12 protein-coding genes and 1 tRNA gene are annotated in these 15,053 nt (G+C 71.6%); 5 read left to right on the top strand and 8 right to left on the bottom strand.

Going from position 1 to position 15,053, the window contains the following annotated elements:
• Positions 1-17 precede the first annotated feature (17 nt).
• The 3 genes from IF61_RS0115525 to IF61_RS32355 all read right to left on the bottom strand — a co-directional run bounded on the left by IF61_RS0115525 (position 18) and on the right by IF61_RS32355 (position 1,466).
• Positions 18-515, bottom strand: coding sequence for a phosphoribosyltransferase (locus IF61_RS0115525; protein WP_030366977.1), 498 nt, complete (start codon positions 513-515; stop codon positions 18-20).
• A 25-nt stretch (positions 516-540) separates the two neighbouring features.
• Positions 541-1,116: a dCTP deaminase gene (dcd, locus tag IF61_RS0115520; RefSeq protein WP_030366976.1), complete on the bottom strand. Its 576-nt coding sequence runs from the start codon at positions 1,114-1,116 to the stop codon at positions 541-543.
• A gap of 185 nt (positions 1,117-1,301) precedes the next feature.
• A complete protein-coding gene (locus IF61_RS32355; protein WP_173864874.1) occupies positions 1,302-1,466 on the bottom strand; it encodes a hypothetical protein in 165 nt (54 codons plus the stop codon).
• A 262-nt stretch (positions 1,467-1,728) separates the two neighbouring features.
• Here IF61_RS32355 and IF61_RS0115510 point away from each other — a divergent pair.
• The 5 genes from IF61_RS0115510 (at position 1,729) to IF61_RS36560 (ending at position 9,456) form a co-directional block, all read left to right on the top strand.
• Positions 1,729-1,802, top strand: a tRNA-Gly gene (locus IF61_RS0115510).
• 194 nt (positions 1,803-1,996) lie between these two features.
• A complete protein-coding gene (locus tag IF61_RS0115505; RefSeq protein WP_030366975.1) occupies positions 1,997-3,841 on the top strand; it encodes a serine/threonine-protein kinase in 1,845 nt (614 codons plus the stop codon).
• 394 nt (positions 3,842-4,235) lie between these two features.
• Positions 4,236-5,171, top strand: coding sequence for a hypothetical protein (locus IF61_RS36565; RefSeq protein ID WP_052392719.1), 936 nt, complete (start codon positions 4,236-4,238; stop codon positions 5,169-5,171).
• Positions 5,172-5,176: 5 nt separating this feature from the next.
• Positions 5,177-8,017 carry an ATP-binding protein gene (locus IF61_RS0115495; RefSeq protein WP_030366973.1) on the top strand — a complete coding sequence of 947 codons (2,841 nt, stop codon included), beginning with the start codon at positions 5,177-5,179 and terminating at the stop codon, positions 8,015-8,017.
• Positions 8,014-9,456, top strand: coding sequence for a hypothetical protein (locus tag IF61_RS36560; RefSeq protein WP_052392718.1), 1,443 nt, complete (start codon positions 8,014-8,016; stop codon positions 9,454-9,456). The genes IF61_RS0115495 and IF61_RS36560 overlap by 4 nt, the downstream gene beginning before the upstream one ends.
• Positions 9,457-9,536: 80 nt before the next feature.
• Here IF61_RS36560 and IF61_RS0115485 read toward each other — a convergent pair whose 3' ends face one another.
• The 5 genes from IF61_RS0115485 to IF61_RS0115465 form a co-directional block, all read right to left on the bottom strand.
• Positions 9,537-11,189 carry an MDR family MFS transporter gene (locus tag IF61_RS0115485; protein ID WP_078660228.1) on the bottom strand — a complete coding sequence of 551 codons (1,653 nt, stop codon included), beginning with the start codon at positions 11,187-11,189 and terminating at the stop codon, positions 9,537-9,539.
• Between the two features lie 91 nt (positions 11,190-11,280).
• Complete coding sequence (locus IF61_RS0115480; RefSeq protein ID WP_052392733.1) at positions 11,281-11,946, bottom strand: hypothetical protein; 666 nt, start codon at positions 11,944-11,946, stop codon at positions 11,281-11,283.
• A gap of 116 nt (positions 11,947-12,062) precedes the next feature.
• The gene (locus IF61_RS36555; RefSeq protein WP_211264887.1) at positions 12,063-12,926 is read right to left on the bottom strand and encodes a hypothetical protein; all 864 of its coding nucleotides are present in this window, start codon (positions 12,924-12,926) and stop codon (positions 12,063-12,065) included.
• An 89-nt stretch (positions 12,927-13,015) separates the two neighbouring features.
• Positions 13,016-14,248, bottom strand: a complete 1,233-nt coding sequence (locus IF61_RS0115470; protein ID WP_030366968.1) for an NlpC/P60 family protein — start codon at positions 14,246-14,248, stop codon at positions 13,016-13,018.
• A gap of 4 nt (positions 14,249-14,252) precedes the next feature.
• Positions 14,253-15,044, bottom strand: a complete 792-nt coding sequence (locus IF61_RS0115465; RefSeq protein WP_030366967.1) for a hypothetical protein — start codon at positions 15,042-15,044, stop codon at positions 14,253-14,255.
• Between the last annotated feature and the right edge of the window lie 9 nt (positions 15,045-15,053).

The following is a 15,053-nucleotide window of genomic DNA, read 5'->3' as shown; positions in this document are numbered from 1 at the left end:
ATGTACGGGTACGCGGGCTACGCGTCGAGGACCTGGCCCTCACGGCGCACGACCGGCGGCTCCACCGACCACGGGAAGTTGATCCAGTCCTCGGTGCGCTTCCAGACGTACTCGCACTTCACGAGGGAGTGGGACTTCTCGTAGATCACCGCGGAACGGACCTCGGCCACGTGGTCCTTGCAGAAGTCGTGCACCAGCTTGAGGGTCTTGCCGGTGTCCGCCACGTCGTCGGCGATCAGGACCTTCTTGTCGGTGAAGTCGATCTGGTCGGGGACGGGGGCGAGCATGACCGGCATCTCCATGGTCTCGCCGACGCCCGAGTAGAACTCCACGTTCACCAGGTGGATGTTCTTGCAGTCCAGGGCGTACGCCAGACCGCCCGCGACGAAGACGCCGCCGCGCGCGATGGACAGGATGATGTCGGGCTCGTAACCGTCGTCCGCGATGGTCTGCGCCAGCTCACGGATGGCCTCCCCGAAGATCGGGTAGGTCAGGTTCTCGCGGATCTCACTCACTGTTGCTCTTCGCCTTTTGCTCTGCTCAGACCTGGGTGCGGTGGAAATTCTGGAAGGACCGCGAGGGCGTGGGCCCGCGCTGCCCCTGGTAGCGGGAACCGTGCTTCGCGGACCCGTAGGGATGCTCGACGGGCGAGGTCAGACGGAACATGCACAGCTGCCCGATCTTCATCCCCGGCCACAGCTTGATCGGCAGCGTGGCCATGTTCGACAGCTCCAGCGTCACGTGCCCGGAGAAACCGGGGTCGATGAAGCCGGCGGTCGAGTGCGTCAGCAGGCCGAGCCGGCCGAGGCTGGACTTGCCCTCCAGCCGGGAGGCCACGTCGTCGGGGAGCGTGATGACCTCGTACGTCGAGGCGAGCACGAACTCACCGGGGTGCAGGATGAACGCCTCGTCGCCCTCCGGCACCACCTCACGCGTGAGGTCCGCCTGCTCGACCGCGGGGTCGATGTGCGGGTACCGGTGGTTCTCGAACACCCGGAAGTAGCGGTCGAGGCGCACATCGATGCTCGACGGCTGCACCATGGATTCGTCGAACGGGTCGATACGCACCCGGCCGGCGTCGATCTCGGTCCGGATGTCCTTGTCTGAGAGAAGCACGGGTCGAGGATACGCGGAGAAGACGGACAACGCGGGCCCGGTCCGAGCGGACCGGGCCGCGCCGCTTGATCGACTCCTGATCGGTGCTCGGCCGGCGCTTGATCAGCGCCCGGATCGGGCGCCCGGCGGGCTGCTCGGCCGGCCGCCTGATCGGCTGCCCGGCCGGCGCCCGGACAGCCGCTCGGTCAGCGCTTCTGGAGCGCGACCGGAACGGAATGCCGCAGCCGGGCGCAGCGCGGGCAGCGCAGGAGCCGCCCGGGGCCGATCCGGTCGGGTCCGAGGTGCTGCATCGGGAACGAAGCGGTGCTGAAGACGTGCCCCTCGGCACAACGAACGACGGTGCGCTCCATAGAGCTCCCTTTCCCCATCCACGTGAAAGACAAAAGCCACATTAGGGGATGTATGGGACTCACTCCTACGCGGCACTCCCGGCGGTCCCTCGCCGGGCTTCCAGCGCTCCACGGTACGCCCCAACTCCCGGCGCGCGCGCACGCATCCCCACCTGCCCCACACTCTCCTCACACGACAGGAAGGCCCGTACGGTGAGTGCACCGAGGGCCTTCGATGGGGTAGAGTGTGCGACGATGAGGCGCTCAGAAAACGGGCGCCCCCGCGGGTGTAGTTTAATGGTAGAACATGAGCTTCCCAAGCTCAGAGCGCGAGTTCGATTCTCGTCACCCGCTCCATAGAACGTAGGAAGGCCCAGGTCGAAGACCTGGGCCTTCCTTGTTGTCCCGGCGTTGTCCCGGCATTTCGTGGCCCCGGTCTCCCGCCGCTCCTCCGGGGGGCCGCGGCCCCCACAGCGCCTGCCTCTACTCTGGGGGCCGCCAGGGTGCGAACGACGAACGAACAGTGCCGGGACGGACGGACGGAGCGTGCGGTGACAGCGGGGGCAGCGAACGACGACGAGCTGATAGGCAAACTCCTCGGAGGCCGCTACCGCGTGACCGCGACGATCGGGCGCGGCGGCATGGGCGTCGTCGCCCGGGCCGTGGACGAGCTGCTGAACCGCGAGGTCGCCGTCAAGGTCCTGCGGGCCTTCACCGACGCCTCGGCCACCGAACTGGCCGACCTGCGGATCCGGATGCAGCGGGAGGCGCAGGCCGCCGCCCGCATCCGGCACGGCGGCGTGGTCACCGTGCACGACGTGACCGAGGAGCAGGGGCTGCCGGTCATCGTCATGGAACTCGTCGACGGGCCCTCGCTCGACGACGTGCTGGAGGAGCGCGGCGCGCTGGAGCCGCACGAGGCCGCGGCGATCGGCGCCAAGCTGATGGACGCGCTCGACGCCGCGCACCGGGCCGGCGTGCTGCACCGGGACGTCAAGCCGGGGAACGTGCTGCTGGAGCACGGCGGGAGAGTCGTGCTCACCGACTTCGGCATCGCCACCATGGAGGCCGCCGGCGACGACGCCATGGCCAAGCTGACCCAGAGCGGCCAGATCATCGGCTCCCTCGACTACCTGCCGCCGGAGCGCGCGCAGGGCAAGGAGCCCGGCCCGGCGTCGGACATCTGGTCGCTGGGCATGACGCTGTACGCGGCGGTGGAGGGCACGTCGCCGTTCCGCCGGACGTCCGTGTGGTCCACGTTGTCGGCGATCGTCACCGAGCCGCTGCCGGCGCCGCAGCGGGCGGGGGCGCTCGCGCCGGTGCTGCAGGCGCTGATGGCGAAGGAGCCGGAGCACCGGCCCGCGGCCGGCGAGGCGCGCGAGCTGCTGGAGCGGGTGGCCGCGGGCGGGACGGCGGCGCCCTACGCGCCCGTGCCGGGCCCGGGGCCCGCCGTCACGCCTACGCCTGGGTCTGCTGCCGCTGCAGCTACGCCCGCACCCATGCCGCTGCATGAGCCGACGCCGACGCAGGCCGTCGCTCCGGGGCCGCCGCCCGGGTTCGGCGCGGCGCCGCCCGCGTTCCACCAGCCTTCGCCGTCCCCGCAGCACTCTCCGCACCCGCAGCCGCTGCAGTCCTCCCAACCGCTGCACGCCGGCTACCCGCAGCCGGGCCTGCCGCACCAGCACCCGCAGCCCGGAGCACCGGCCGCGAGCCCCGCCCCCGGCACCAACCCCGGCTCCGGCCCCGGCCGCTCCACCACCGCACGCTCCACCACCACCCGTTCCGCCACCGCCGACCGCAAGCGGCGCCGCAGCCGTACCGTCATCGCGGCCGCGGCCGCTGCCGTCGTGCTCGCCGGAGGCGGCGTCACGTACGCCCTGACGGGCAATCACAGCAGCAGCACGAAGGGCGACGAGGCACAGGCGGCACAGCCCGCGGTCAGCTCTCCGGCGGACAGCGGGCAACCGGGCGGAGGCGACGCGACCGCCGGAGCGCACTCCCCGAGCCCCTCGTCCCCCACGGGCTCCGGAAAGCCGTCCGGCGCGGCCTCGCCGTCGGCCTCCGCCTCGGCCAAGCCCGGCGCCACGCCGAGCACGTCCGCTTCCCCGTCGACGAAGCTCAACGTCCCGACGACTTGCAGCGGCTGGAGCCACCAGGACCCGAAGCCGGGTACGTACGGCTACGTGACCGGCGATCGCCACGTGGTGAACGGGCCCTACCAGGTCTGCGGCTCCGTCGCCGCGGCCAAGTCCGGTACGAAGGTCTGGTTCCACTGCTCCGTAGAGAACGCCTACGGGCACAAGTGGCTCTACGTCCGCATCGACGGGACGAAGAGCGCGGGCTGGCTGTCCGCCGACACGATCATCCGCCAGAGCGGCCAGCCGGCCCGCTGCTAGAAGCCGCCTAGAAGCCGCCGCGAGGCGCGGTCAGAGCCGGGCCGGCGCGGGCGTACGTCCGCACGGCCCTCCGCGGTGACGACCCGGACTTCTTCCGGCCGCCGGAGGAGGCACGCACCCTGCGACCGGACGGTACCGGCCAGTACCTCGTGGTGGAGGGTCACCGGTCGGCCCCGGACAGCCTGCCGCGGTTCACGATCGCGCGGGAGAGCGGGAGATCCGACGTTCCGCAGCCGCAGTCCCGTAAGGCCCCGGATCGCCGAGGACGATCCGGGGCCTTTGCCCGCCTGTGTCGCCCCGGCCGCCGCGACACCCGCTGCCCGACGTGAAATTCCGATAAGTTGCCCTGCCAAACGATCAACGATGTGGGTCAGACCCCGATGCGGAGTACGACATGAGCACTTATCCGGGCGGCAGCGCCGGACCGGGCGGCTGGGCGGCGTCGGGAGCCTCGGGCCCCAACGGTTCCTACCGGAACCAGACCCTGAAGTACCAGAAGATCGAGCTGAGCCTCGACGAGTCGGTCGGCCTCCGGACGGTCATCAGCCACTGGGCGACCGCGGCCTCCGCCTCGATCGGCGTCTGGCTGCTCATCACGCTGTTCGGCCTGCTGACGAACGACTGGGACTTCGACGCGGCCGAAGGCACCTTCAGCGTGGGCGCGATCCTGGGGTTCATCGTCTTCTGGCTGATCCTGCTCTTCTCGTGCTTCACCGAGCCCGTCTCGGAGTGGCGGACGCTGCTGGAGGACAAGGCGCAGGCGTCTCCGTCCGCCTACGCGGCGATCTACGGCGCGCTGTCCAGCCGCCGCATCCCGGTGACGGCCGTGCCGTCCCGGATCCGCAGCGACGTCTTTCAGCCGGAGGTGGTCAGCAACCGTCTCGTCATCAACAGCGGCCGGTACGTGGCCTACGTATCCGTCTTCGAGTACGGCACCAGCCTCTACCTGGGCTGGACGATGTGGCGCATCCGCCCCGGCTGGGTGATCATCGGCACGTACTTCAAGGACCTCATCGGCGGGTTCAAGGGCCGCACCGGTGACGTCAACCAGATGCTCCGCACCGAGCGGCCGCGCGCCATGCGCGAGGCCGTGCACTCGGCGGTCCGTGAAGGCGTGGAGATCGCGGTCCAGGGCATCGAGGTGCCCATCGCCTCGACGTTCGGCCAGGACCTGCCGATCATGACCGCGCCCGGCCAGGGTCCCGCCGGCCCCCCGGCTCCGCCCGCGCCGCCCGTCATGCCCGCGGCACCGCCCGTACCGCAGGCCGTACCGCACCCCGCGCCGCCGGCTCCGCCCGCGCCGGGCCCCGCTTCCCCGTGGACCAGCTGAGCGGCATGAACCAGCAGACCGACAGGACGCCCCCGCCGGGCGTCCTGACCGTCGGCGACGGCACCTCGGTGTGGGCCTGGGCGGCCGTGCGCATCGAGGCCGCCGCCGACCTCACCGAGACCAGGGAATACGCCGACCTCCCCGAGGACGAGCGCCGGATCAAGGCGGTCGCCGCAGAGGCGGCCTGGCTGGCGGGCCAGTGGGACACCCACCACGACACCCGCATCGAGCTGCGCTACCTGACGGACCCGGCCACGCGCAGGATCTCGTGCGCCCTGCTGGCCCGGGTGCGCAGCGACGGCGCGGACGGGTCGGCCGTGGCGGCCTCGGCGCAGGACTCCGCCGTGGCCGCAGTGCTCGCGCTCCGCGACCGGCTGGGGCAGCTGCCGCACCACGTCCACGCCGCCCCGGTCGAGGACGCGGCCGAAGTGGCGCGGTGGCTCACGCCGTTCACCCCCGACCCGGCCGGCCTGGCCGAGATCCGCAAGCGCTACCGGACGGGCCTGCCCAACCGGCCCGACGCGGGCGTGCAGTACTACCTCTCCCCGCAGCCGTTCACCGCCGCGGCGCCGCCGTGGGACGCGCTGTGGCAGGCGCTGGCGGCACACCCGTACCCGCTCATGCTGACGGTCGGCCTCGAACCGTACCGGGTGCCCGACGACCTCGGGCCGATGCTGCACCAGATCGCCACGCACTACGGGCGGCTGGGGACGCCGGGACAGCTGCCGGAGGGCCTGTGGGGCCCGCCGTCCCAGCTCGCCCCGGACGCCTTCGCCGTGGACGCCGCGAAGGTGTACGCGGACGCCGCGCGCCGCTACACCGACCGTGCCTTCCGCATCCGCATCGCGCTCGCCTCCCCGAACCCGCTCCCCGAGTCCCTCGCCGAGCTGGTCGGCGCCACGGTCTCCCCGCAGGAACGGCCCGGCCAGGGCAGCGCGCTGACCGAGACCTTCACCGGCCCCGCCCACGTCACCGTACGGCCGGCGCCGCCGGAAATGGCGGCGGCATGGACCGGGATCACGACGCTGGAGCACGCCCGCTGGGGCGGCGACCAGCGCTGGCAGCTGCCCGAACCGCTGTCGCCGCCCCTGCGCCTGCTGCCCGAGCTGGTCGACGCGCGGGAGGCGGGCGCCGCGCTGCGGCTTCCCCTCGCCGTGCACGGGCACATGACGGGCTTCCCCGTCCGCAGGCCCGACATGGCCATGGAGACCGACTACCGGCCGCAAGGGCCCGCCATCGAACTCGGCCGGCAGCTGGTGCACGGCGCGCCGGCCGGGCCGCTCGGCGTGGAGCTGGGGTCCCTCTCCCGGCACGCGCTGTTCGTCGGAACGACCGGCTCGGGCAAGACCAACACGACCCTGGCCTTCTGCCAGCAGCTCTGGCGGGACCACAAGGTGCCGTTCCTCGTGCTGGAACCGGTCAACTCCGAGCTCGACGACTACCGCTGGCTCGCCACCCGCCCCGGCTTCGAGGACCTCCTCGTCCTCACCGTCGGCGACGAGAACACGGCGCCGTTCCGGCTGAACCCCTTCGAGGTGCCGCACGGGGTCCGGATCAGCACCCACACGGCCGGGCTGCTCGCCTGCTTCGACGCGGCGTTCGGCCTCTGGGACCCCCTGCCGGCCATCTACAACAAGGCCCTGCGCAACACGTACGCACGGAAGGGCATCGTCCCCACCGACGTCTCCACACCCGCCCACGACGGGTCGTGGCCCACCCTGCGCGACTTCATCGCCGAGATGCGCAAGGAGTGCGACCAGCTCGGGTACTCCGGCGAGGTCAAGGACAACATCATCGCCGCGTCCCGGCTGCGGGCCGAGTCCCTCGCGGAAGGCGCCTGCGGCAGCACGCTGGACTGCGCGCGCTCGTACCCCGTCGAGGAGCTCCTCAGCCGCCCCGTCGTCATCGAACTGGCCGGCGTCGGCGACAACGAGAAGGAGCAGTCCCTCGTCACGGCGCTGATCCTGCAGACCATGACGGAGCACTACAAGGCGACCCGGCGGGGCGACGGCCTGGCCCACGTCACCGTCATCGAGGAGGCCCACCGGCTGCTCGGCCGTCCCGTCGCCTCCGGCGGGGACGGCAAGGAGGGCAACGCCCAGGCCCGCGCGGCCCAAGCCTTCGCCAACACGCTCGCCGAGAACCGCAAGTACGGGGAAGGCCTGGTGATCGTCGAGCAGGTCCCCGAGAAGCTCATCGAGGACGCGTACAAGAACACGAACCTGAAGGTCATGCACCGGCTGCCGTCCGCCACGGACCGGGAGCTCATCGGCGGCACGATGCGGTTCTCCCCCGACCAGGAGCGCTACGCGTCGTCCCTGGAACCCTTCCAGGCCTTCGCCCACCACGACGGCATCGACCGCCCCGCCCTGATCAAGGTGCCGAACGTACGGGCCGAGGCGGCTGCCGAGACCGGGGCCGCGCGGGCACCGCTCGCCGGCAACGCGGAACTGGCCGACCGCTTCCGCGCCTTCGCGGCGGCGACCCCGGCCGTCGACGCGGCGCTCGCCCCCTTCGCCGACTGCGAGGGCTGCCGGCACCGCTGCGCGTTCCGCTCGCGGGCGGCGACAGCGGTGTGGCCGGAGCACGGCACCGAGCTGAAGAAGCGCGTCGCCGACTACCCCAAGACGTCGGCCGCCCAGGCGGAGTGGTGGTCCCGTACGGCGGAATGGGTCGCCGACATCGCCGACGCCGTCGCCCCGCATGGCGCGGACGCGGAAGCCGTCGACGACTACCGCGCCTGCGTCTTCATTCACCTGGCCCAGTCGGCGTGGAAGCGGAAGACGCTGCCGTGGGTGCGCCTGTACCGCAGCAATGCCAAGGCCGGTACGGGGCCTGATTCATGAGCGACCGCTCCAGCGAGGAGGAACGGCCGCCTGAGCAGCCCGCGTCCGCCCCGGAATCCGGGGCGGACGAGGCGCCGGAACCTGCGGAGGCGCAGGACGCGGAGGGGGCAGAGGGAGCGGAGGAGGCGCCTGAACCGTCGGGTTCGGAGGCCTCCGAGGCCGATGACGGCGCCTCCGACGGGGGCGAGGCGTCCGATGGGGGCGAGGAGTCCGACGGAAGCGAGGCGTCCGACGACGCACCGGAGCCGACGGAGGCGGAGGACGCCGGGGAGGCGGAGGAGGCGGAGGAGGCGCCCGAGCCTGCGGAGGCGGACGCCGAGAAGGCAGAGGAAGCGCCCGAGCCGGAGGAGGCGGAGGACGCGCCCGACCGGCCGGAAGCCTCCACTGAGTCCGAGGATGGGGGCGAGTCCTCCGAGGAAGGTGAGACCTCCGACGAGGACGAGTCCTCCGACGAAGGTGAGTCCTCTGACGACGGCGAGCATTCCGACGGGGATGAGGCGTCCGACGCTGCGCCGGAGCCGGCGGAGGCAGAGGAACTGGAGGGGACGGAAGAACCGGAGGAGGCCGAGGAGACCGAGCAGGGGGAGGAGCCGGAGGACGCGGAGGACGCCGAGGAGCCGGAAGAACCGGAGGACCCGGAGGACGCCGAGGAATCGGAAGAGCCGGAGGACCCGGAAGACGCCGAGGAATCGGAAGAGCCGGAGGACCCGGAAGACGCCGAGGAATCGGAAGAACCGGAGGACCCGGAAGAGCCGGACGAAGCCGAGGACGCGGAAGACACGGAGGACGCCGACGAGTCCTCGGAAGACGCCCCGGAGCCTGCGGATGCGCTCGATACGGACGAGGCGCCCGACCCGGCCGAACCAGCCGCACCGGCAGCCGAAGCGGCCGAACCGGCTGAATCAGCCGAATCGTCGGAGGGTTCGTCCTCGGAAGCCGCCCCGGAACCGGCCGACGACGCACCGAAGCCGACGGCGGCGGAAGCAGCGGAGACACCCTCACGCACTGATACCGCGGACGACCCGGAGGAAGCTCCCGAACCGACCGAGGCCCAGGACACCGACGCGAGGCGGGCACCAGAACACCAGCAGGAGCCGGCCCCTGAAGCGCCCGTGGCCTCAAAGCCCGAGGCGCCCTCGGCGACCGATTCCCAGGCCGACCCGGAGGAAGCCCCCGATCCGGCGACTGATTCAACGGCCCCGTCAACGGCCCCGGAGGACGACGCTCCCGCAGCGGAAGACCCGGAACAGAACGGAGGCGGCCGGCGCTCGCCTGACAGGCCGGACAGCCAAGGGCAAACGGACTGGGCGGAGGGCGCCGACGACGACTTCGATCCCGAATCCGAGGCAGACGACACCTGGATCAGGCTGCGCTCGGGAAGGAACCGCCAGAACGGCGCGACCTCGAACGAGGGCCAAGGCGTAGCCGGTGATCGCTGACCTGACCGGCAGCGGCGACTGAATGCGAGCGGGGCCCGGGCAGTAACCCGGGCCCCGCCCGCTGCTTGCCCGCGCACGCCTCACCGACGTGCCGCGGCCTTCTTCGGCGCCGGAGCCGAGGGAGCCGTTCCGGGGCCGGCCTCCGGGCGCCGGTCCCTGGGGATGAGGGCCAGGACGAGCCCCACGGCCAAGAGGGCGCCGCTCACCAGGAAGACCGTCTGCATGGCGTGGGCCATGCCCTCCAGGAAGGGGTGGGCGAGGCGGGCGTCGGCGTGGGCCAGGAACGAGCTGTCGTCCAGGGAGACGGCACCGTTCCGGCCGGCGAGGAGCGTCTGGTTGGCCGGCTGGGAGGTGACGGCCGGGTCGGCGAGGGCGGCCTTGAAGTCCGGGTCGGTCGCGGCGTCGGCGTAGGCGTCGGCGATGCGGCCGCCGACCGTGCCGAAGAAGAGCGAGAAGAAGGCGCTGATGCCCACGGTGCCGCCGATGGACCGGAAGAAGGCGAAGGAGCCCATGCCGGCGCCCATGTACTTCGGCTCGACGCCCCGCTGGATGGCGGTCAGCATGACCTGCCAGCACGCACCGATGCCGATGCCCATGACAGCGGCGGCGGCCCCGGCCTGCCACAGCGCCGTGCCCGCGCCGAACGACGCGAACCAGAACGTGCCCGCCATCATCAGCACGATCCCGGCCAGCATGGAGCCCTTGAAGCTGCCGGTGCGCGTGACGTACGCGCTGCACACCCGGCCGGCGGCGATGATGCCGAGCGTCTGCGGCAGCAGCATCAGGCCCGCCTCGGTGGGCGAGAGCCCCTTGACGATCTGGAGGTAGAGCGGGAGGACGGCGAGCGAGCCGAAGACGGCGGCGCCGATGATCGTGTTGACGCCGTTGTAGATCGAGAAGACGGGGTTGCGGAACATCGGGGTGGGGAGCAGGGCGGCGCCGCCGGCCCGCCGCTGCGCCATCAGGAAGAGCACGAGCCCCACGGCCCCCACGGCGAACAGCCCCAGCGTGCCGGCCGAGCCCCAGCCCCACTTCGGCCCTTCCTCGACGGCGAAGAGCAGGGGCACCAGGAAGAGGACGAGGGTGACCACGCCGGCTACGTCCGGCTTGTCCGTCGAGCGGTCCGCCTGGACCCGTACCTGACTGGCGATCAGCAGGGCGGCGGCGATGCCGACCGGCACGTTGATGAAGAAGGCCCAGCGCCAGCCGGCCGCTCCGGCGAAGCTGTCCAGCCCGGCGAAGAACCCGCCCACGACCGGCCCGACGACGGCCGCGACCCCGAAGACCGCACCGAACCAGGCCTGGTAGCGACTGCGCTCGGCCGGTGGCAGCAGATCGGCCAGGATGGCGAACGCGAGGCTCATCAGACCGCCCGCGCCGAGCCCCTGGACGCCCCGGAAGACCGACAGCATCACCATGGAGGAGGCGAGCCCGCACAGCACCGAACCGGCGACGAAGAAGGCCACGGCCGTGACGTAGAGCGGCCGGCGTCCGTAGATGTCGGAGAGCTTGCCGTAGAGGGCCGTGGTGACCACAGACGTGATCATGTAGGCGGTGTTGGCCCAGGCCTGCTGCGAGAGGCCGTTGAGGTCGTCGGCGATGGTGCGGAGCGCCGCGGAGATGATGGTCTGGTCGAGCGCCGACATGAACAGGCCGAGCATCAGCCCGGCCATGACGAGTCTCATGCGGCGCCGGTCGATCACCGGCGCGCTCGGAGCAGTTGTGTCCGTCATCGTCGTTCCATCCATCCCTGGCCGAGGCCCTGCTGAGGCGATGACTCAAGGATGGAACCTCAAGCAAACTTGGGGTCAAGGCGACGGACGATCAGCCCTCTCCGTCTTCATCTGCATCTTCGTCTTCATCGTCATCTTCATAAGGGGCCTCCTCCATCAGCCGTTCGGCGATGTCGTCGACCCAGGCCTCGGCCCAGCGCAGGAGCTCGGCGCGGTCGGTCTCGTCGAGCCCGTAGGCGGCGAACTCGGAGTCGGCGATCCACTCGGCACCGGCGAGCCGGGCCTGGAGGTCGGTGAGGTCGAAGCCGGTGTCGCCGGCGTGCCGCCGGCCGAGCTCCTCCAGCTCGACGTGCGACCAGCTGCCGGAGGCGGCCCGCACGTCGACGAGGTCCCGGGCGAGGCCGAGGTCCGCGAGGTCGCGCACGGCCATGCCGACCACGTCCTCGACGGCGGGCACGGGCCCGTACGGACCGAGCTCCGGCGGCCGCCGGAGGATCTCCTTGCGGATGCCGACGGCGCAGTGTTCGCCGGTCGCGGCGTCGGTGACGACGAGCCGGGCCTCGGCCGGCTCCGCCTGCCAGCCGCGCTCCCGCAGGCCGCTGCAGAGGGCGGCGACGAGGTCGGCCATGGGGTCCGGGGCCTCGGTGACCACTTCCAGGCCGGTGTCCCGGCGGGCGGCGCCGGGGGCGAGGAGGCCGTGCGCCTCAAGGGCGTACGAACCGCTGAGGACGAGCGGGTACGCCGAGCCGGCCGCCATCACGTCCGGGAGCAGCCGCCGGTGCAGTCCGTGCGGGCCGCTTTCGTACGGGCCGCTTTCGTACGGATTTCCCTCGTACGGGCCGGGCAGCGGTGTGGGCGGCAGCATGATCGCGATTATTCCGGAAGGACGCCCTCGACCAGGTCGGATACGCGCTGCAGCTCCGGCTGGATCTCGTCCGCCTCGGCCCGGTCGACGGCGGCGAGCCGCCACCACACGGCCCGGGCGTTGCGCAGCACGCGCCGGGTCTCGTCGACGGGCGCCTGCGCGTTGTGCCGCCGCTCGGCGGTCCGCAGGTGCAGCCGCATGATCGCGGCCCAGTCCTCCTGCAGCAGCAGCGCCAGCCAGGCGCGCGTACCGAGCACGCCGACGGTGTGCGGATGCAACGCCCCGTACTCCCGGTCGAGCGCCCCTTCCAGCTCACGGGCGGCGAGGGCCGCCCCCGCCAGATCCCCGCGCAGCTCGGCGGCGACGATCCGACCGAAGCGCTCGGCGTGATGCGGGGGGAGGGAGCTGTTCCAGTCGGAGACGGGAGCGGGAATGGGCGCGGGCGGTGCCACAGGGGCAGGAGCAGGAGCAGGCGCTACGGGCGCGGGCGGCACGGGCGCCGGAACCGGCTGCGGTACCGGAACCGGCTGCGGTGCCACGGGAGCAACGGGAGCCGCAGGAAAAACTGGCGCCACGGGTGCCACAGGCGCAGGCGCCGGCGTCGGATGCGGCGCCGCCAGCGGCGTCACCGCCCCGTCGTGGTCGACGATCAGCGGCCAGACCGACCCGTCGGGCTCCTTGGCGTTGATGCGTATGGGATGGCCACGCTTCGCGGCCCGCACCCGTATCTCCGCGAGCGCGGACGTCCGCCCGTCCTGCCCGGGCAGCGGCTCTACGGGCTCCCCCTCGATCGTCGCTTCACCCGCTGCGCTGATCACGATGGTGTAGACGGGAGTCAGGGGGACCGAGTCGAGGTCCGTCACAACAGGCATGGTCAATCCTTACGTACCGGCGCCGCCAGCAGGCCAACGGGGCCACGGCAACGCATATGCCGCGGCCCCGGGGCTAATGATGACCCGGATCACCCGCCATTGGGGTAGTAGGGGGGCGACCAGCCCAGGTAGTCCGCGCCCCACTTGGACTCGATGTCCGTGGCGGGGACGATCGAGATCTCGCCGGGGGTCACGATGTCGTTGGACGCGACCTTGCCGTCACCGACGTAGATGGCGACGTGACCGGCCCGGTGGTGGGTGTCCCAGAACATCAGGGCGCCCGGCGGCGGGTTGCGGTCCTTGTCGTGACGCATGTTCTGCGGCATCACGTCCGTGTAGTGGTCGATGGCGTAGTTGGTGCCCGAAGACCCCCGGCCGTAGGCGATCGCCGTGAAGGCCAGGCACCGCTGGTACCACTCGCTGTTGTGGCTCTCGGCCTGCTTCTTGGCGTAGGCGATCGCCTGCTCCGTGGAGCTGGGGTTCTTCACGATGTCGGGCCAGTTGGCCTTGCTGTCGTGGAAAGGCTCACCGGGCTTGCCGGGGTTGTTGCTGCCCGACGTGTTGCAGCGATCCGCCTTCTTCCTGTCGGGGTTGTTGTCGGGCTTGCCGTCGGGCTTCTTGCTGGACTTGTCGCCGTCCTTCTTTCCCGGCTTGTCGGGGTGGTTCTCGCCCGACCGCTCCAGGTCGATACCGGCTTCCTTGGCGATGCTCCGCGCCTGTTCCTCCTTGGAACCGTAAGCGTCGGGAAAGCCGGAACGCTGCACCTTCTGGGCGGCATCGTTGAGCGACATGCTTTCCCAGGCGACGTCTTCCAGCCCCGGCGGGTCTCCGCTGTCGCCGCCGAAGAGGAACATGTGGGTCGAGTACTTGGGGTCCAGGATCTGCTCCCTTGTGCCCCACCCCGAGGACGGGCGCTGCTGGAAGATGCCGAGGGAGTCGCGGTCGCCGTAGCTGATGTTCGACAGCTGCGACTCGGCGAGACCCGTCATCAGAGCGATGAGCGTGGCCCTGCCGGGCAGCTTTCCGTCCTTGGCCACCTGGTCGATGATCTTGGCGTTCTCGACCTGCTCCTCGCGGAGCTTCTTGCTCGCGCCGCCCGTGGTGTCCCCGGTCTGCCCGTTCCCGGAAGGCCCGTCGTTGCCGGGCGAGCCGGGCTGGGAGCAGCCGGCGGCGACGGCCGAAGGGCCGCCGCCGATCCCGGCCAGCATGCCCACGATCAGCAGGAGCCCCATGAGGAGGGCGATCCCGGGTATGCCGACCTTGAACGCGAGCCCCTTGCGCAGCCCGCCCGAGGCCAGGGCGAGGGCCTGACGTGAAACCACTCGCTCAGACCCCCAGGACCCGGCCCACGCGCCAGCCGTCGGAGGTCAGCATGATCTCCGTCAGGTACACCCTCGTCTCGGTGTACGTCCGGTAGCCCTTGACCGTGATGTCGGCGCTGGCCTTGCGCCAGACGCGCGTCTCCGTGTCCGCCTGCTTCCGCACGCGGTCGTCGTCGGCGGGGCCGACGGTGACCTTGTCGACCTTCGAGACGCCGCCGTTGGAGACGAGCTCCGCCCACGCCTTGTCGTCGAACTGCTTCAGGTTCACCACCAGCGCGTCGGTCATCCACGGCGCGGCCCGGTCGACGGACGCGGTGTGCGTCTTGTCCACCGGCGGATTGCGCGTGAGATAGGCGCGGGCCCAGCCCTCCGCCGTCTTCTCCGGCTTGCTGCGATCAGCCTTGACCGACGGGGAGGGCTGCGGCGGCTGGGGGACGGGGGCCGAGGACGGCTTGGTGCCGGGCTCGTCCAGGGTCCGGTTCTTGGCCGTGTCCCCGGCGTGGCCCACCGTCGACGGTGCGCCCGTGCGGTCCGGCCACCAGTGCGCCGCAGCGGCGCCGATGGCGAGGATGACGACCATGACGAGGATCGCCCCGCCCGCCGTGATCGGCTCGCGCCGGCGCTCTTCCGCCAGCCGGCGCTTGTACTCCTCGCGCTGCTCCTGCCGGTAGGCCTTGCGGGCCTTCCGGCGGACGCGGCGCTTGCCGACCTTCTCGATCTCCTCGGGGTAGTCGTATTCCGCCTTGAGCAGTTCCCGCCACTCGGAGGACGGGCGCTGGTTCTGGTTCTTGCTCACCTGTCCTCT

Origin of the sequence: Streptomyces roseoverticillatus (genome assembly GCF_000719265.1) — a bacterium.
GTDB lineage: Bacteria > Actinomycetota > Actinomycetes > Streptomycetales > Streptomycetaceae > Streptomyces > Streptomyces roseoverticillatus.
This window is presented reverse-complemented; position numbering and strand designations above follow the sequence as displayed.